We start from the raw sequence: 19,955 nt of genomic DNA, 5'->3' as shown, positions 1-19,955 counted from the left end.
ATAATCATCCTTCCATTAATAATAATTCTGGATCAGCTAATAAACGCTTGATGTTGTTCATTGCTTTTTGAGCAGTTGCGCCATCAACGATACGGTGGTCAAAACTCATTGAAAGTTTCATGACACGTCCAACGACGATTTCACCATCTGCATTTACAACTGGTTGAGTAGCGATTGTACCAACACCTAAAATCGCAACTTCAGGGTAGTTGATAACTGGTGTGAACCAGCCGCCACCAACTGAACCGATATTACTGATTGTGATAGAACCATCACGCATATCCGCACCAGTTAATTTGCCTTCGATTGCAAGAGCTGCTTTTTCGTTGATTTCATCAGCGATCGCAAACATGCTCTTAGTATTCGCATTTTTAACGTTTGGTACATATAAACCATGATCAGTATCTGTTGCAATACCAATGTTATAGTAGTTTTTATAAACAATTTCTTGTGCTGCGTCATCAATTGATGCATTCAAGATTGGGAATTTTTGAACCGTTGCTGTCAATGCTTTCACAACGTAAGGTAAGAATGTTAATTTCGTACCGTTTGCTGCTGCAACATCTTTAAATTTCTTACGGTGATCCCATAATTTAGACACTTCAACTTCATCATGTAACGTAACATGTGGAGCAGTATGTTTACTGTTCACCATTGCTTTCGCAATTGCTTTACGAGTTGGTGTCATTTTTTCGCGTGTTTCAGCTTCACCTAAGTCAGAAACGAATGGTTTAGCTGGTGCTTTTGGTGCTGCTTCAGTTGTAGTTGTTGCTTGTGGTGCTGCTGTAGTTTGTTCAGCTGGCGCTGCTGCTTGTCCGCCACCTGAAATAAAGCTTTCGATATCCGCTTTTGTCACACGTCCGCCTTTTCCAGTTGGTGCAACTTGTGTGATATCTACATCTTTTTCACGAGCAAATTGACGTACTGATGGCATCGCCAACACACGTTTGTTTGGATCAGCCGCTGCTACAACACCTGTTGATGCTGCTGGAGCTGGTGCTGCTTGTTCAGTTTGAGCAGGCGCACTTGCTGCTGGCGCTGCTGAACTTGATGCAGAATTATGTCCTGGTGCATCGATTTCGATCAATACATCCCCAACATTTGCTACCGTACCTTCTGGTACTACGATGTTTTTAACTGTTCCTGTAACGGGTGAAGGAATTTCTTCAACAGATTTGTCATTTTGAACTTCCAATAAAGTATCATCTTCGTTGATTGTATCGCCAGATTTAACGAACCATTTTACGATTTCGCCTTCTGCAATACCCTCACCGATATCTGGTAATTTAAATTGGAACACACCGCCACTGCTGTCCGCTGCTGGTGCTTCTGGAACAGCTGCTGGTTGTGCAGGTGTTTGTTCTTGAGCTGGAGCTGCTGGTGCAGCATCATTTTCAGGATGTCCAGGTGCATCGATTTCAATCAATACATCTCCAACATTTGCTACAGTACCTTCTGGTACTACGATAGATTTAACTGTTCCTGTAACGGGAGATGGAATCTCTTCTACAGATTTATCATTTTGAACTTCTAATAATGTATCATCTTCATTGATGGTGTCTCCTGCTTTAACGAACCATTTTACGATTTCGCCTTCTGCAATCCCTTCACCAATATCTGGTAATTTAAATTGATAAGCCATTTTTTAAGCCTTCCCTTCCTTTATCGTATCTGTCTAACTAGTCATTTACTGAAAATAACAGCGCTAAATTTCCACGTGATAAGCTATCACGTGAAAATCAAGGCATATTTTTAAAATAAATTTTATTGAGTTTCTAATTAAAATTCTGCGATTTCTCTAGCTTTCGCTTCGATATCTTTAGCATTTGGCAACCAAATGTTTTCTGCTTGTCCAAATGGGAAGATTGTATCTGGAGCAGATACACGGCCAATTGGCGCTTCTAGTGATAAAACCGCACGTTCAGAAATTTCAGAAACAACCATAGCGCCAACGCCAGCTTGTTTTTGTGCTTCTTGAACTACGACTACACGACCAGTTTTTTCAACTGATTTGATGATTGTTTCAACATCTAAAGGAGCGACAGTACGTAAGTCAATGATTTCAACAGAAATATTGTCTTTTGCTAAGTTGTCAGCGGCTTTGATTGCTTCACGAACCATTGCACCGTAAGTAATGATAGAAATATCAGTACCCTCACGAGTCACAGCTGCTTTATCTAATGGCACTTCATATGCTTCATCCGGCACTTCCTCACGGAATGAACGGTATAATTTCATATGCTCTAAGTAAACAACAGGGTCATTGCTTCTGATTGCAGAAATCAATAGTCCTTTTGCATCATATGGATTTGATGGAATAACCACACGGATACCAGGAGATTGAGCAATCAATCCTTCTAAATTATCTGAGTGAAGTTCTGGTGTATGCACACCACCACCAAATGGCGCACGAACAGTAATAGGCATGTTACGTGTTCCACCCATACGGTAACGAGTACGAGCCATTTGACCAACGATTTCGTCAAATACTTCAAATACGAATCCAAAGAATTGGATTTCAGGAACTGGACGGTATCCTTCTAATGCTAAACCAAAAGCTAAACCACCGATTCCAGATTCTGCTAAAGGAGTATCGAAGACACGGTCTTCACCAAATTTTTCTTGTAACCCTTCAGTTGCACGGAAAACTCCGCCGTTTTTACCAACGTCTTCACCAAAGACCAAGACGTTTTCGTCTTTCTCTATTTCAAGAGCTAAGGCATCTGTAATTGCTTGGATCATTGTTTTTTGTGCCATGATTATTTCGACTCCTTCGCTTCGTAGAATGCAATTTGTTCTTTAATGTTTTGTGGTTGAACTTCAAACATATTTTTCAAGAAATCAGATACTTTTTGTTTTGGAACTTTATCTGCTTCTGCAATTGCTACTTTGATTTCTTCTTTAGTTTTTTCAATTACTTCGTTTTCTTTTTCTTCAGACCATAAGCCTTTGTCTTCTAGATATTTGCGGAAACGAACTAGTGGATCTTTTTGTACCCATTCGTCATCCATATCTTTCGAACGGTAACGAGTTGGATCATCACCGGATAATGTATGTGGACCATAACGGTAAGTTAGCGTTTCGATTAAAACAGGACCATTGCCATTTGCAGACCATTCACGTGCTTCTTTTGCGATTGCATAAACTGCTAATGGATCCATTCCGTCAACGACGATCCCTGGAATTCCTGCGGCTACTGCCTTTTGAGCTAATGTTTTAGCTGCTGTTTGTTTTTCACGAGGTGTTGAAATCGCAAAACCATTGTTTTGGATGATGAACACGCCGTTTGCATGATATGCTCCTGCAAAGTTGATTGCTTCATAGAAATCACCTTGTGAAGAACCGCCATCACCTGTATAAGTGAAGACAACGTTTTTCTTGCCGCGTTTTTTCATTCCTAAAGCAACTCCTGCTGCTTGGATGTATTGCGCACCAATGATGATTTGTGGTGGTAGAGCATTTAATTCTGGCGCATAGTGGTTACCTGCTACATGTCCACGAGACCATAAAAATGCTTCTGTTAAAGGTAAGCCGTGTTGAACTAATTGAGGTACATCACGGTAACCTGGTAATAGGTAATCTTCTTTTTCCATCGCAAATTGACTTGCTAGCTGACTTGCTTCTTGCCCAGCAGTTGGGGCGAAGAATCCTAGACGACCTTGACGGTTCAACGCAGTTGAGCGTTGGTCTAATACACGTGACCAAACCATACGAGTCATTAATTCTACTAATTCGTCATCTGATAAATCCGGTACAGCATCTTCGTTTACGATTTTCCCATCTTTATCTAAAATTTGAAATGTTGGGAAATCAGCGTCGACTTTTTCCATAAGTGCCTTAAAGTCAATAGGTTTTTGTTTCTTTGCCTTTGCCATTTTGTCACACAATCCTCTCTGTTACGTTTCTTTTTTTCGTAAAAAGTAAAACAGCGTTAAAAACTGTATTACTTTTTATCGACTACACTTACAAATTATCACTAAACAGGTAAAAGAGCAAGTAAAAAGTGAGCATTTCTTTAAATTTGATTAAAATACTTGAAACCTTTCGTATCAAAGGTTAGTGATTAAAATCACAAACAAGAAACCGTTTTACAAATCACCTTCCTAATCATATCCTTTGACAACAGGCTGTTATAGTCATCTTGTCCGTTGTTATGCTACAGCAAATTTACAAGTTAGAAATTATTTGCTGAAAAATGAACAAACATTTCCAAAACAAAAAAAATAGAACAAAGACAAAAATTTAGTTATTTTGTCTTTGTTCTATAAAAAACGAATATTAGTAATTAAAAAATAATTTTTCTTCATTCATTACGAATGACAGCTTCGATCGCAGAGAAATTTTTCGGTATTTCTAGATAAGCATTTTGCTTTAAATGAACGAATCAAAATCTTGATTTCATCAAAATCACTCATAAAAAAAACGAAATCTATTTTTTTCTAAATCAAATCCACTCTTTTGTAAGATGGATATATATCCGTTTGGCAACTTCGACTGTGATCAAATATAGTACAATGATCAAAATGAACCAGCCCCAATAATTAGCTGGAAGTTTCACAAAGTCGAAAACTTCCCGAATTGGTGTCAAGACAATCAATAAGCCTAACCCTACCGCTCCTATACTGGAAAGAATCACAGCAGGTGAAGCAATACTTTGAATAAATGGTAATTTTCTTGTCCGAACCATTTGAACAACCAATGTTTGACTAACTAATCCGACCACAAACCAACCTGTTTGGAACAAATGTTGGCTACCAATCGTATTCGCACTGAAAACAAACCACATCACAAGATAGGTCATAATATCAAAAATACTACTTACAGGTCCAATGCATAAGGTAAATTTCATCAAGCCGTTTGTTTCCCAGCGGACAGGTTTTAATAAATCTTCTTCATCAACATTATCCCAAGGAATGGCCAATTGCGCGATATCATAAATCAAATTTTGAATCAACAATTGAATGGAAAGCATTGGTAGAAATGGTAAAAAAGCACTTGCAATCAATATCGAGAAAACATTCCCAAAGTTAGAACTGATTGTAATTTTAATATATTTCATCATATTACTAAAAACTTTACGTCCCTCAATCACACCGTCTTCTAAAACATTCAAACTTTTTTCCAACAGAATAATTGAACTAGCATCTTTCGTAATATCAGCTGCTGTATCAACTGAGATTCCTACATCTGCTTTACGAAGTGCTGGTGCATCATTAATTCCATCTCCCATGAAACCGACTGTGTGACCATTTCCTTGCAGTGTTTCAATAATTCGAGACTTTTGCATCGGGTTTAATTTAGCAAATAAATTAGTTTTTTCGACTTCGTCTTTCATTTGTTCATCCGACATATTATCAATATCAGAACCAAGTACGACATGAGACACTTCGATTCCTACATCGCTACAAACTTTCTTAGCAACGATATCATTATCGCCTGTTAAAACTTTTACATTCACACCATGCTCGTGTAAGGACTTGATTGCCGTGATCGCTGATTTTTTCGCTGGGTCCAAAAAGCCCATAAAACCGATCAGCGTCATTCCTTGCTCATCTTCCACACTATAAATGGCTTCACTATGCACGTCTTTTTTCACCGCTACGGCTAAAGCGCGCATACCTTGTTCATTCATACGAATATTGACTTCACGCATTCTTTTTTGTAATTCAGGTGTTAACGGTACGATCTCCCCGTTGATTTCAGCATGTGTACAAACAGCTTCCATCTCTTCTACCGCACCTTTAGTGATCATAAATTGATGACCATCTGCATTGACCACCACCGTTAAACGACGACGAGAAAAGTCAAACGGAATTTCATCTAGTTTTGTCACGGAATGATACGGACTTTGATTCTTATTTTCCTCATAAAAGTTGATTACAGCGATGTCCATCAAGTTTTTCCAACCCGTTTGATAATGAGAATTTAGAAAAGCCATATCTAGAACTTGATCATTAAGTTGTCCTAGCGGATCTAAATGTTGAACCAAAACAACTTTGTCTTCTGTAATCGTTCCGGTTTTGTCCGTACAAAGAATATCCATACTCCCTAGATTTTGAATAGAAGGCAACTCTTTCACAATGACTTTATGTTTGGATAAACTTAATGCCCCTTTTGCTAGGTTACTCGTTACGATCATTGGCAACATTTCAGGTGTTAATCCAACAGCGACTGCAATTGCGAAGAAAAACGCTTCGCCCCATTCACCTTTTGTAATGCCATTGATCAAAAAGACGATTGGAAACAGAATCATCACCATTCTTAGTAAAAATTTACTAACTTTTGTCAAGCCAATATCAAATGATGTTTTTCCACGTTGTGTTGTCGCATTTTTAGCAATATCACCGAAGAATGTATTTTGTCCAGTCTTCAAAATGATTGCTTTACCTTGTCCACTCAATACATCCGTTCCCATAAAAATCAAATCCTGCATATCTAAAGCAGAAACTGATTCTGAATTCTTATCAATACCTGCATCCACAAATTTTTCGACTGGCATTGATTCACCAGTCAAAGAAGATTGATTGATAAAGAGATCCTTTGTCCATATTAGTACGGCATCCGCTGGAATCATATCACCTGTCGCAAGTGTTACAATGTCTCCAGGTACAACTTCGTCCATCGGAATTTCTTTTGTTTGACCCGCACGCGTTACAGCTGTTGTATTTTCGATGAGTTCTTTTAGATTCAGACTTGCTTTTTGGGAACGATACTCTTGAATAAAGGCAATAATAACACTAGCTAAAATCATGATTCCCATCACAAGTGCTGCTTCAAAATCTTTGGTTACAGCTGAAACGACCATTAATAAAGCTAAGACATAAACAAATGGGTCTTTGAATGCTTCTAAAAACATAATAATTGCGGGTGTTGGTTTTTGTGCGGACACTTCATTTGGTCCATATTCTTCTAAACGATTTTTGGCATCTTCTTCTGATAACCCTTTTTCTGATGTACGAAGTTCCATCATCAATTCACGTTCAGAAAGCATTGCTAATTTTCTTAATTCTTGGTCTTTTGTTGTTTTCTTCATTTCGGTCATTTTTTTATTCATCATTTTCTTTTCCTCCTTTGCTTCATCTTATCGAGGAGAGAAAAAAATCATTTCATTTCCATCGTTTCTAAGATGAAGGCTACATTTCGTTTGTTTTTGGTCTGACTGGGGTCTTCCATGAGTCTCTTCCTCTCTTTTGGTTTATTTTGGAACGATAGATTTTTTGTTAGGTGGGAATCTTGTTCTCTTGAGTTCTGCTCTTGGTACTGTTTAACATCTGTCTTCTTTCAATCTGCTTGTTTCTTTTTGCGGAACTTCGCTCCCTTTGGTCGCCAAGTACTGTTCATCATCAACTCTGGCAGAGCCAGTACGTTTTCCTGTTCTTAGACTTTTTGCTTACTAGTTTCTGTTTTCCTTCTGCCTGCTTGTTTCTTTTTGCGGAACTTCGCTCCCTTTGGTCGCCAAGTACTGTTCATCATCAGCTCTGGCGAAGCCAGTACGTTTTCCTGTTCTTAGACTTTTTGCTTACTAGTTTCTGTTTTCCTTCTGCCTGCTTGTTTCTTTTTGCGGAACTTCGCTCCCTTTGGTCGCCAAGTACTGTTCATCATCAGCTCTGGCGAAGCCAGTCGCTGTGATTCACAGCAAAAACGCACACTCAACAATAGAGTGTGCGTAAAATAGCAACTTAAATAAAAGTTTCTCTATCGTTGAGCTTTAGCACTAAAGGGCGTAGATAATTTCTTATCAGCTACGTTATGAATAACCTTCACGATCATTCCTGTTCAACCAACTAAGAGTCTCTCGATTCTTTCGCGGCAGCAGCATGTGTCCAAATAGGAGCCTCACCTAACAATTATTCAGTTCTGAATCCTTATCTATCATAGTTTATCTTGTTACAATTGTCAAAAGAAAAAGACATAAAATAAAAAGACATCACTTTTACTAACTAGCCAATCTCTCCTCTTCCTTGAGAGATTTCTATTCTTGAGAAATTTGCTAATTTTAATTCTTCATCGGATAGATTTTCAACAAGATCATAAACCCGTTACCAAGCTCAAGAAACTGAGCATCTGCCATCTGTTTGGACTCTGAAAATAATATATTCTCAGCTTCATTCACTTTTAATGTCAAAATCAGCTCTGATAGATAGCTTTATATCGGTACCGAGTAGTTTTCTCCAGTTCCTTCATCTGTCACTACAAGAATTGGCATGACTTGAACGTCTGACACTTTTTTTAAAGGGGTAAACACTACAGCTTTGACCTAGATCCTAGTCAGTAAAAATTAGAATAAAGTAGCAATCAAATGATAGTTGTTTTCGATTATTCAACTTCTGTCATATCTTCAATATATTTATATACTTGTTGGCCAGCGATCCCGCCTTCACCAACAGCTGTTGTGATTTGACGTAATGTTTTTTCACGAACATCTCCAATAGCAAAAACACCAGGCATACTTGTCTTCATATCTTGATCTGTTTCGATCCAGCCTTCGGCATTTGTCAAACCAGATTTTTTAAATGGTTCAGTCAACGGATCTAGACCAACATAGATAAAGACGCCATCTGCTGGAATTTCTTTGACTTCATCCGTCAAGACATTTCTTAATTTGCCACCCGTTACAACCATGTCATTTCCAACAATTTCTTCTAATACGGTATTCCATTCAAAAGAAATTTTTTCATTGGCAAAGGCACGATCTTGAATGATTTTTTGAGCACGTAGTTCATCACGACGATGTACGATCACAACTTCTGAAGCAAACTGTGTTAAATAAATCGCCTCTTCAACTGCTGAATCACCGCCACCGATCACTAATAAGCGTCTATTACGGAAAAATGCGCCATCACAAACGGCACAATACGATACACCACGACCAGCAAATTCTTCTTCTCCCTTAACACCTAACTTACGATGCTCACAACCTGTCGCGATAATCACTGTTTTTGCTTGATAGGTTTTATCATCACAAATCACTTCTTTATAAGAGCCTTGATCTTTAATATCCATCACAATGCCATACGCATTTTCAGTACCGAATTTTTCAACATTTTCATACATCTTATAAGCTAGCTCTGGTCCCATGATCGAGTCAAAGCCTGGATAGTTTTCAACCTCAGCAGTATTATTCATTTGCCCACCTGGAGCACCGCGTTCAATCATTAAGACTGAAAGATTAGAACGTGACGCATATAATGCTGCGGTCATACCAGCAGGTCCGGCTCCAATTATAATTACATCATACATCAATTTTCCCTCCGAATTTTTCAAGTACATTTACTTTACATCTTAAATAGTTACTTGTCTATATTTCTGCCCAATCAATATCAATGACTATTTTACAGTTATTTATTATAGCATGCTTTTTCCACTATCGCATCACCTTTAAGCTTACTTTTTATTAGTAAAATAAAAAAGCAAGAACTTTCCATAGTCCCTGCTTTTACAATTCTTTTAGACTCTACCCTTCGCTATTTTGTAGTTGATACATGTCTGCATATAGACCATTTTGAGCTAATAAATGGTCATGGTCACCGCGTTCCACAATTCTACCTTTATCCAACACTAAAATAAGATCCGCATCGCGAATGGTCGACAAACGATGAGCGATTGCAATCGTTGTTCTTCCTTGGCGCATATTTGCCAACCCTTCCTGGATCAATCCTTCTGTCTCAGTATCGATATTCGCTGTTGCTTCATCCAATACAAGAATTTTAGGATTTGTTACGATTGTTCGAGCAAATGAAATCAATTGCCGTTGACCGCTTGAATAACTTGCCCCACGTTCGATTACTTTTGCATGATATTTTTTGGGTAACGTTTCGATAAACTTATCAGCTTGAACAAATTCGGCCGCTTCTTTGATTTGTTCATCCGTGATTTCTGGATTTAGCATACGAATATTGCCTGCAATATCTCCATAAAACATAAACGTATCTTGTAAAACTAACCCCAATTTCATTCTCAACTCAGGTAAAGGATAATCGCGAATATCACGATCATCAATCAAAATTTCTCCCTCATAAAACTCATAAAAACGCATCAATACATTGATGATCGAACTTTTACCACTCCCAGTATGTCCAATCAGTGCAACAGTTTCACCAGGATTTGCAATAAAGCTGATATTAGTTAGCACGTTATTTTTCCCATCATAAGAAAAGCTCACATTACGAAATTCAATTTTCCCACGAATAATTTCTGCATTTGCCCCGACATTTTGTTGTGGTGTCAATTCTTCATTATCAAAAATCTTCAAAATACGACTGCCCGCAACCAGCCCATCCGTAAAAACACTTAAAAAATCCATCATTTGTGTCATCGGATTAAAGAAAGCTTGAACATAGGTCACAAAAGCATAAATCAAGCCGACTTCTACTGGAGAATGTAATGCATCATAACCAAATAAGGTTAGGGTCAAGGCAATTGCTAAGGTATAAAGAAAGTTAATAATCGGACCTAACAATAATGAATTGGTTTTGATCATTGAATAACGTGTTCGCAAATAATCGTTATTTGTTTCCTCAAATTCTTTTTCCAAACGCTGCTCTTGACGAAATTGTTGAATGATTTGCATCCCAGAAATATATTCATTAAGCTTTGTATTCAACTGACTTAATTTTTCCCGCATACTTCGATAAATTCTAGAACTGAATTTTTGGTAATACCAAATCACAACCAATAAAATCGGTAAGAAAATTAAATTGTACAGCGCAATTTTGCCATTAATTTGGAACATCGCAATAAACGAAGAACTTACCGCAAAAATCCCTGTTAAAACCATTAAAAAGACATACCAAAATTCAAATAACGTCTCCGTATCATTCGTCACACGAGAAACAATCGAACCAGCTGGTGTTTGGTCAAAATAACGCATTCCTAACGTTTGTAGCTTTTCAAATAACTTTACACGAATATATTGATAGGTTTTCAGTGAAGCCGTTGAATATAAGAACCACTGGAAAAACCAGACAATACTTTTAACAATCACACCAAATAAATACAGACAGGCAAAAAAGAGAATGACTTGATTGGTAGCCGTTTTTGGTGTTAAATAATCATCCATGAAGGTTTGAATGATTCGCGGCAAAATAATATTGATAATCGAAAGAATCAAGGCAAACAAAATTGCCGTAAAAAAAGTCCGACGAAACGGTCGAGCAAATTTAAGCAAGCGTTTAACGATTGAAACTTGTTCTTTTAATGGTACTGATTTCGTCCATTCAGATTCATATTGTTCTTCCATTATGCTTCACTCCCTTCAATTTTTGCTTCTAATTGTTGTTTATCCCACATCCGCTTATACCAACCAGCCAATCTTAATAACTCTTGGTGCGTACCGCGTTCAACAATTCTCCCCTCATCTAATACGATGATCTCTTTAGCATGCATCACACTACTTAATCGGTGTGCCGCAATAATCGTTGTTTTTTCTTTCCTTGCTTCTTTTAGGTTTGAAAGAATTGCTTCTTCTGTTTTGGCATCAACAGCTGATAAAGCATCGTCTAAAATCAATAATTCTGGCTCTACAATTAAAGCCCTAGCAATTGAAATCCGTTGCTTTTGACCACCCGATAGTGACACGCCACGTTCGCCGACCAAGGTATCATAGCCTTTAGGGAACGCTTTGATTTCATTATTGATAAAGGCCATTTCGGCTGCTTCTTCGACTTTTTCTTCGGTAAAATCAGGATCAGCAAACCGAATGTTGTCTCTGACTGTCATTGAAAACAGAAAATGGTCTTGAGGAACATAACCTATTGAATTCATTAGCGCATCTAATGAATAATCTTTAATATCCCGTTCTCCAAACGTCACACGACCTTGATAATGATCATATTCACGCATCAATAATTTTAAGATAGTCGTTTTTCCAGCACCAGTCTTTCCAACGATTCCTAGCGTTTCTCCGGCGCCTAGCGTGAATTTGATTTGCTCTAATGTTGCTTGTTCATCATTTGGATAGGTGAACTCAGCAACTTCTATTGATAACCGTCCTTTAGCTGGTGTGCTCAGTGCGTCTTTCTTTTCAATGATATGGGTATTCTCATGTAATAACTCATTGACACGATCATAACTCGCATTTCCCCGCTCCAGTACATTAAACAAGCGACCAATGGCAAACATCGGCCACACGAGCATTCCAATATAGCTGATAAATGAAATCAACTGACCGATCGTGATCGTTCCTTCCATAATAAATCGTCCACCCATGATGATTGTTAAAACATAAGAAATTCCGATGATCAAGGTAATAAATGGATCAAATAAAGCATCTAGAAAGTTTACACGTTTATTTTTAACGATAGCATCTTCGATTTTTTCCGTAAAATCTTGGATGTCTTCTTTTTCTTGACCAAACGTCTTAATGACTTTCATCCCTGTAATACTTTCTTGTGTTTTATCATTGATCGTCGAAAATGCTGCCTGTGAATCACGAAAAGCATCATGTAATTTCGATCCTAATACTCTTGATGTTACGGCTAATAATGGCAATGGAATCAAAGCAATCAAGGTTAAACGCCAATCAACAAATAAAACCATGGCAATGATCGTAGCCCCTCCTGTGATCATTGAATCAGCAAACGTTAAGATGCCTGCACCAGCAACGTTTTGAATCGCATTTAAATCATTCGTTGCATGCGCCATCAAGTCACCTGTTCGATATTTCTGATAAAAAACATTGTCCATTTTCGTAAAATGCTGAAATAATTGCCTTCTTAAATCCTTTTCAAGTCGTGCTGCACTCCCCCAAATATGTATCCGCCATATATAACGAAAAATATACTGAGCAACAGCCGCTGCGAGTAAAATACCGATCCAAAATAAAATCGGTTTGATCGTCAGATTTTTTGCAGCAATTTCATCGACAACGATCCCAATCACTTTCGGTGGAACTAATTGTACAAGTGCAACCATCACCAATGAAAAAATCCCAATCATATAACTTTTTTTCTCTTTTTTAAAAAACCACCCTAATTTCTTAAATATAGACATGTACATTCTCCTTTTTTAAACTAACTACTGTGCACTCACATCATTCATTTGTTGTTTTCTCATTTCATTCCAACTCCTTTCATTTGTTTAAAAATAAATACAAAAAAACGGACTGAAAAAATCAGCCCGTTGTGTCCTTGAATTCTGAATCGCTTTAAAGAACCTATTTGTCTCCTTGGTTCTTCATTTGCTGCATCATCTGACGAATCTTCTTCTCAGAAGGTTTTTGTCCCATAGACATCATCATCATTCGTAACATATCCTCATTAACGGGAGGATTCTTTTTGAAATAGTCTTGCATATATTTGCGCGCAAGGAAAAATCCACCTGCTGCACCTGCTAATAAAGCGATAATCGCGATCAATACTACTAAACCTGTTGACATATAAATCTCTCCTTTCTGCTAGAAATGCTAAGTAAGAACTTCTGCTGATTCTATTATGCAGTCATTACTCTTACAAAGCGGATCTTTCTAAATTTTAACGGGATTTCTATCCCTATTTTGAATAAATTGCTCTCAAGAACCCATTTTACTAGAAAGAGGTCGAAAAGAAAAGCTCTTTTGTCATATTCCTCACAAGAAATTTACGACAGAGCAATTCTTCTTAATCTATTTCTTTATATCAAGCTATCTAGATGAACGATTACTTTTGTCCTTCGATTTTTTCCAATAGTTCTGGGTCGAATTTTTGAGCTTTTAACATGGCAATCTCATACCCATAAGGCGCTTTACTTGTTTTTTTATCCGCGCCCACATAAGGTGTTTCTAAAATTTTAGGTAGTTTTTGTAATTTTTCATGGTGAACTACTTTATTCAGTGCATCAAAGCCAATTGTGCCAAAACCGATATTAGCATGACGATCTTTATGTGAACCCATTGGATTTTTAGAATCGTTGACATGCACAACTTTCAAGCGATCCAACCCAATGATTTTATCGAATTCTTCCAAAACACCATCGAAGTCATCTTTTACATTATAGCCTGCATCATTGATATGACAAGTGTCCATCGTTACAGACAGCTTCTCATTCAATTTGACCCCTTCAATGATCGTTGCCAGCTCTTCAAAAGTCCGACCTAGTTCCGTACCCTTACCTGCCATCGTTTCCAAAGCAATTTGCGGCACTTGCTCTTTCCATAACACTTCGTCAAGTCCTTTGATGATTTGTTTCAGCCCAGCATCAACGCCTGCTCCAACGTGAGCTCCTGGATGTAACGTGATTTGCGTTGCACCTAAGGCATGAGCGCGCTCAATTTCTTGACGTAAAAAAGCGGTAGCAAAACCGAAGTTTTCTAATTTGATCGTATTTCCTAGATTAATAATATACGGTGCATGCACAACGATATTACTCAAATTGTGTGCCGCCATATACTCATGACCTGATTCAATATTCATCTCTTCTACCGGTTTGCGACGAGTATTCTGCGGCGCACCAGTGTAGATCATAAATGTTGTTGCCTCATAACTAGCTGCCTCTTCAGCAGAACCTAATAACATTTTTTTCCCACTCATACTAACATGTGAACCTAATAACATAATAAACCTCCTAATTTTAAAAGCTGAACGAGCTCATTTGGCCTCGACTGAAAAATAGGAAAAGATGACTGAGATGATTTCTGTCTCATTCTTTTTTATCTTTTTTCCGAGAGGCTAGCTCGTGAAGCTAGACATGATTAAAAGCTGAACGAGCTCATTTGGCCTCGATTGAAAAACAGGAAAAAATGACTGAGATGATTTCTGTCTCATTCTTTTTTTATCTTTTTTCCGAACCTTTCAATCTTTAGAGCTTTAGCTCCTGAGAAATTGATGTAATCAAAGAATCACTATACCGCTTCCCAACTAATTTGCCTCTAAACATTCTGAATTCTGCATCCTTTAAAAGAGTACGTGAAACAAACTGAAAAAACAATCTTTTTGCTTCTTTAACTACTCAGCTTCTACTTGCTATTTTTTTCTGTAAAATGAGTATAACTGGCAATCCAATCATCCATCGAAATTTTACGAACCAATTCTCCAATCAACTCATATGGAATATATTTCGGATTACTAAATCGAATACAACTTTTCCCCATATTCAGCTTTGTTGGAACAACTTTTTGATATTCCGCTTGAAACCATGACAATAACTCTTTATCACCCATGATTCCCATATGATACAATGATAAATGCCTCTTCTGAGCAGCTAGACTAATAAACGGCAATGGTTCGTTTTTTCGACCTAGATAACCAGCTGGAAAAACACTCAAGGGAACGACATAGGTCGGCATTCCATACTGCATCTGTAAGATAAACCCTTCAGGTATATTTTCAGCAATAACTTTAGCTAAAGATTGATAGGCTTCTTGCCATTTTGTTTCGATCGTTACGCTATATTCTTCTACATTATCCATCGCCACTTCTCCTTTATTTTGCCAAATATTGACGATACAATTCTTTTGATTTAAAGCCTTTTTCAAGGATATCGATCATTTATTTTTTTCTTTTTTCTTGTGTTGCTACTTGCTTGGCCCTATAAATATATCTTACCCACTCTTTGTTATAGTCTGGTGTGAGTTTCTTAAATAGTGCGTTTGCCTCTTCATCTTCATTCAGCCTCTCACCATGTTCTACAGCGCACTGATAGTGTACCATATAACCTTTTGAACTTTCACTGTCTATCTTCTTTTGACGCAAAAAAAACAACACATGGTATACTGAAAGTATCATTTAATCTGAAAGTAGGGATTGAGCATGAGCATCATTGAAGAATATATTTTAACCACACCAGCAGATCGACAGGAAAAATTGACCCAACTCTATACTCTGATCAAAAATCTTGCACCCAAAGCAACAGAAAAAATGGCCTATGGCATGCCAACCTTTTATTTAAAGAGTAATTTAGTCCATTTTGCCAATATGAAAAATGATATTGGGTTTTATCCTGCTCCTGCTGCTATTGATACTTTCAAAGAAGAATTAGCTGGATTTAAAACCAGTAAAGGAGCGATCCAATTCCCTTTAGATAAAGAACTACCTATAGAATTGATCCAAAAAATCGTATTATTCAGACTAGCAGAGAATGCCAGCGAATAAGCATAGACGGAGATAATAAAAAAGGGCGTCCTATTTTCTATTTTTCCCGTAGTTAATATTAAGTTTTTTTGATTAAGTTCTTATAAATACCTGAACAACTGTTCATTATAGTTTTTTTTTGCTATAATATCACGGAATGTATCATTTTATTGAGGTGAAGCTTTTGGAAAATCAGGATAATTCCCGTAAGACGGAACAACATTCTAATAAAGGACCAGAAAAGAAAAAGATTTTTTTGATTATAAATGTAGTGATTCGTGTGCTGCAGTCGTTATTTGTCTTTGCAGTCGTTATGCTACTTTTAGGCGGTGCTTTAGGCATGGGAATCGGTATGGGGTATTTTGCTTTTCTAGTCGAAGATACTCAGCCACCGACAAAAGAGGAACTTCAAACTGAAATCAGTGATATTACTGAAGTTTCTCATATGACCTATGCTGATGGTACAACTATCGCTACCATCAAATCTGACCTTGTCAGAACACGAGTTGATGGAGAACATATCTCTCCACTACTCAAAAAAGCGATTATTTCTACTGAGGACGAATACTTTGAAGAACATAAAGGCGTTGTTCCAAAAGCCGTGATTCGTGCTTTAGTTTCAGATGCAACGGGTATGGGCGGTTCATCCGGTGGCTCAACGCTGACACAACAATTAGTCAAACAACAAATCTTAACAGATGAAACGACGTTTAAACGGAAAGCTAATGAAATACTTCTCGCTTATCGTATCGAAAAATATTTTTCAAAAGATGAGATTGTTACGACTTATTTAAATGTTTCTCCCTTTGGTCGGAATAATAAAGGTGAAAATATCGCAGGCGTTGAAGAAGCAGCAAAAGGACTTTTTGGTAAAAATGCAAATGACTTAACTCTTCCTCAAGCCGCCTTCATTGCAGGACTCCCCCAAAGTCCTATCATTTACACACCTTATAGCAACACAGGTGCGTTGAAGGATGATGAAAACCTAGCTTATGGGATGAAGCGAAAAGATTTTGTCTTGTTCAGTATGTATCGAGAAAAAGCAATTACCAAAGAAGAGTATGAAGCAGCGAAAAGCTATGACTTAAAACAAGATTTCCAACCCCAACAAGCGGCCAATCAAGATACCGAAGATTATCTATACCACGCTGTCTTGAATCAGGCTGTAAAAGTTGTAATGGATATCAATATAGAAAAAGCTGGAGTCAAAAAAGATACACTAGATGCTTTAGCGCTTGATCAGTATGAAGATCAAGCAAGAAAAGAAATTCAAAGCCGTGGCTATACCATTCAATCAACGATTGACCAACAAGTTTATGACACGATGCAAAATGCAGTCGCAAATTTTGGCTATATGCTAGACGATGGTTATGGTGCGGGTCTTGTCGAAACGGGTAATGTCTTAATGGATAATAAAACAGGTCGCATAATTGGTTTTGTTGCCGGTCGTGATTATAATGTCAGTCAAAGTAATCATGCCCTAGATACAGTTCGTCAAGTTGGTTCTACGATCAAACCTATCTCTGTTTATGGACCTGCGATCGATCAAGGTATGATTGGTTCAGAAAGTCGCCTAGCGAACTATCCTACTACTTATAATCTTGGTGGTGAATTGACGAATGCAACAAATTCTGGTACCAATACCTTTGATACCGTTCGCCATTCATTAGAGTGGTCATATAATATTCCTGTATACCATCTAAATGAAGCGATGAAAAAACAAATGGGTGACGATAATTTCTCTTATAATAATTATTTAAGTAAAATGAACTATCCTGCTAGTGAGGCTTGGGCTTATGAATCAGCGCCTTTGGGTTCTGTAGAAGCAACGGTTTTAACACAAACAAATGGCTTTCAAGCTCTAGCTAATAAAGGACAATATCAACAAGGCTATATGATCGACAAAATCACGGACACGAATGGGAACGTGATTTATGAACACAAAGAGGCACCTGTCCAAGTATATTCACAAGCAACAGCTTCTATCATGAACGATATGATGCGTTCTGTTTTAGATTCAAAAATAACAACACCTTTCAAAAATTTAGTCAGCGGCTTAAATCCTGCTTTAGGAAGCCTTGACTGGATCGGTAAAACCGGGACCACAGATTCTTATGTAGATGCTTGGTTAGTGGTTTCTACACCAACAATCACGCTAGGCTCATGGACAGGCTACGATAATCCAACCGCTATGAGTCCTAATAGCGGAGATCAAAATAGTACCTATCTTGCTAACTTGGCGAATGCAGTCTATTCTGTCAGACCAGATTTATTTGGTAATGGGGAAAAATTCACACTTTCAAATGATGTGATCAAATCAACTGTTTCTAATTTCACAGGAGAAAAACCTGGAACATTTACTTATAATGGCGGTACTTATACTGCACCGGGACCAAATGTTGTGTCATTGTATGCAAAAGATGGCGCACCTAAAAGTAAATATAAATTTGGCTTTGGCGGGTCAGATGCAAATTATAGCGCCTATTGGGGCCGTTATGCAACATCAAGCCCATCCTCTTCAAATAATAACTCAGGTTCAACAACACCCTCTTCTTCTGAGAAAAAAGAAGAGACCAAAAAAGAGGATGAGAAAAAAGAAAATACTACGCCCAGCTCTAGTGGAAGTAGTAACTAATAAAAAAACAGACAACTAATTTCAAGTTGTCTGTTTTTTTATGGAGTAGTAAAGGAACCTCACGCAAAACAATTTGCGTGAGGTTCCTATTATTTCTTATTTTGTTGATCCTTTTTGATCCAAACCATATGGTAAGATTACTGTCTTGTCTTCAATTTCCTCTTTATTCATTAATTTTGTCAATAAACGCATTGAAACCGCACCAATATCATATAATGGTTGAGTCACGCTTGAAAGACGTGGACGAGCAACTTCTGTTAATAACGAATTATTACTTGTAATAATTTCAAATTCTTCCGGCACTTTCACACCAGCATCGATCATGCCATCCAATAAACCAATTGCTAGTTCATCATCCGTTACATAGGCTGCTGTTGCGCCACTATTACGGATACGTTCTGCTAATGAGATACCCGCCTTAAACTTATACTCAGACTCAAAAATCAAGCCTTCATTATAAGATAAACCATTATCAGCTAAAGCTGCTTTGTATCCTTTGATACGATTTTGGCCATTGATTGGATCGATCAGCGCACCACTGACAAAAGCGATTTTTTTATTGCCATTTTTAGCTAATATATTGGTCGCATCTTTCGTAGCTTCAGTATAATCAATATTCACACTGCCAACTTGTTGGTCAGGATCGATCGAACCAGCTAAAACAACAGGTGTTTTAGAACGAGAAAATTCACCACGAATTTCATCGGTGATATGATGTCCCATAAAAATGATCCCATCAACTTGTTTAGCTAAAAGATTATTTAATACATTCACTTCTTTTTGATCGTTGCTGTCAGAATTTGCTAGAATAATATTGTATTTATACATTGTAGCGACATCATCGATTCCTCGAGCTAAAGAGGCAAAAAAGATATTGCTGACATCGGGGATGATCACACCCACAGTTGTCGTTTTTTTACTTGCTAAGCCACGCGCTACAGCATTGGGGCGATAATCTAAGCGATCAATTACTTCTAACACTTTTTTCCGAGTAGCAGGCTTTACGTTTGGATTGCCATTCACTACACGAGAGACTGTCGCCATGGATACATTTGCTTCACGAGCAACATCATAAATCGTAATTGTTTGTTTTTCCATGTTAATTCTCCTAAATATTTATAGTTTTTTTCATTTTCTGAAAACGCTGTTTACATTTCTCACTAAGAATAGCAGAGTTTTTTTATTTTTGCAACCGTTTTATCCCATTTTCATGAAAATTTACTACATATTTCAAAAAGCGCTTTAGGCCTTTTCGTGGTATGATAAAGATAAGTTTT

Annotated in this window: 13 protein-coding genes, 1 pseudogene and 1 riboswitch; of the genes and pseudogenes, 2 read left to right on the top strand and 12 right to left on the bottom strand. The window is 37.5% G+C overall.

The annotated features are described in order from the left end of the window. Positions 1 to 4: 4 nt before the first annotated feature. The 11 genes and pseudogenes from IGJ50_RS12720 to IGJ50_RS12670 form a co-directional block, all read right to left on the bottom strand. On the bottom strand, positions 5 to 1,642 hold the full coding sequence (locus tag IGJ50_RS12720; RefSeq protein WP_429950732.1) for a dihydrolipoyllysine-residue acetyltransferase: 1,638 nt from the start codon (positions 1,640 to 1,642) through the stop codon (positions 5 to 7). Positions 1,643 to 1,779: 137 nt separating this feature from the next. After that, entirely contained in the window at positions 1,780 to 2,757 is a 978-nt protein-coding gene (locus IGJ50_RS12715; RefSeq protein ID WP_010760821.1) for an alpha-ketoacid dehydrogenase subunit beta, read from the bottom strand. A gap of 2 nt (positions 2,758 to 2,759) precedes the next feature. Further along, a complete protein-coding gene (pdhA, locus tag IGJ50_RS12710) occupies positions 2,760 to 3,875 on the bottom strand; it encodes a pyruvate dehydrogenase (acetyl-transferring) E1 component subunit alpha (RefSeq protein WP_025869280.1) in 1,116 nt (371 codons plus the stop codon). Positions 3,876 to 4,444: 569 nt separating this feature from the next. Next, positions 4,445 to 7,069, bottom strand: a pseudogene (gene mgtA, locus IGJ50_RS12705) (magnesium-translocating P-type ATPase); the annotation flags it as partial. 617 nt (positions 7,070 to 7,686) lie between these two features. Continuing rightward, positions 7,687 to 7,855, bottom strand: a riboswitch (M-box (ykoK) riboswitch). A gap of 461 nt (positions 7,856 to 8,316) precedes the next feature. Further along, on the bottom strand, positions 8,317 to 9,240 hold the full coding sequence (trxB, locus tag IGJ50_RS12700; protein WP_429950729.1) for a thioredoxin-disulfide reductase: 924 nt from the start codon (positions 9,238 to 9,240) through the stop codon (positions 8,317 to 8,319). A 214-nt stretch (positions 9,241 to 9,454) separates the two neighbouring features. Next, complete coding sequence (locus tag IGJ50_RS12695) at positions 9,455 to 11,239, bottom strand: ABC transporter ATP-binding protein (RefSeq protein ID WP_429950727.1); 1,785 nt, start codon at positions 11,237 to 11,239, stop codon at positions 9,455 to 9,457. Then, positions 11,239 to 12,990: an ABC transporter ATP-binding protein gene (locus IGJ50_RS12690; protein WP_069638721.1), complete on the bottom strand. Its 1,752-nt coding sequence runs from the start codon at positions 12,988 to 12,990 to the stop codon at positions 11,239 to 11,241. The genes IGJ50_RS12695 and IGJ50_RS12690 overlap by 1 nt, the downstream gene beginning before the upstream one ends. Positions 12,991 to 13,153: 163 nt before the next feature. Further along, positions 13,154 to 13,375, bottom strand: coding sequence for a YneF family protein (locus IGJ50_RS12685; RefSeq protein ID WP_010764461.1), 222 nt, complete (start codon positions 13,373 to 13,375; stop codon positions 13,154 to 13,156). Positions 13,376 to 13,634: 259 nt separating this feature from the next. Beyond that, the gene (locus IGJ50_RS12680) at positions 13,635 to 14,528 is read right to left on the bottom strand and encodes a deoxyribonuclease IV (RefSeq protein ID WP_207120742.1); all 894 of its coding nucleotides are present in this window, start codon (positions 14,526 to 14,528) and stop codon (positions 13,635 to 13,637) included. A gap of 401 nt (positions 14,529 to 14,929) precedes the next feature. Next, positions 14,930 to 15,382, bottom strand: a complete 453-nt coding sequence (locus tag IGJ50_RS12675) for a DUF1801 domain-containing protein (RefSeq protein WP_429950725.1) — start codon at positions 15,380 to 15,382, stop codon at positions 14,930 to 14,932. A gap of 79 nt (positions 15,383 to 15,461) precedes the next feature. Beyond that, on the bottom strand, positions 15,462 to 15,623 hold the full coding sequence (locus IGJ50_RS12670; RefSeq protein ID WP_429950980.1) for a YdeI/OmpD-associated family protein: 162 nt from the start codon (positions 15,621 to 15,623) through the stop codon (positions 15,462 to 15,464). Between the two features lie 99 nt (positions 15,624 to 15,722). Between IGJ50_RS12670 and IGJ50_RS12665 the strand changes: the two genes are divergently transcribed. Then, on the top strand, positions 15,723 to 16,064 hold the full coding sequence (locus tag IGJ50_RS12665; RefSeq protein ID WP_429950724.1) for an iron chaperone: 342 nt from the start codon (positions 15,723 to 15,725) through the stop codon (positions 16,062 to 16,064). Positions 16,065 to 16,200: 136 nt separating this feature from the next. Beyond that, positions 16,201 to 18,678, top strand: a complete 2,478-nt coding sequence (locus IGJ50_RS12660; RefSeq protein WP_429950722.1) for a transglycosylase domain-containing protein — start codon at positions 16,201 to 16,203, stop codon at positions 18,676 to 18,678. A 96-nt stretch (positions 18,679 to 18,774) separates the two neighbouring features. Here IGJ50_RS12660 and ccpA read toward each other — a convergent pair whose 3' ends face one another. Further along, positions 18,775 to 19,776: a catabolite control protein A gene (ccpA, locus tag IGJ50_RS12655; RefSeq protein WP_069638726.1), complete on the bottom strand. Its 1,002-nt coding sequence runs from the start codon at positions 19,774 to 19,776 to the stop codon at positions 18,775 to 18,777. Positions 19,777 to 19,955: the final 179 nt, after the last annotated feature.

This window comes from Enterococcus sp. AZ101 (genome assembly GCF_050499005.1).
In the GTDB taxonomy this organism is placed as follows: Bacteria; Bacillota; Bacilli; order Lactobacillales; family Enterococcaceae; genus Enterococcus_L; species Enterococcus_L ureilyticus.
This window is presented reverse-complemented; position numbering and strand designations above follow the sequence as displayed.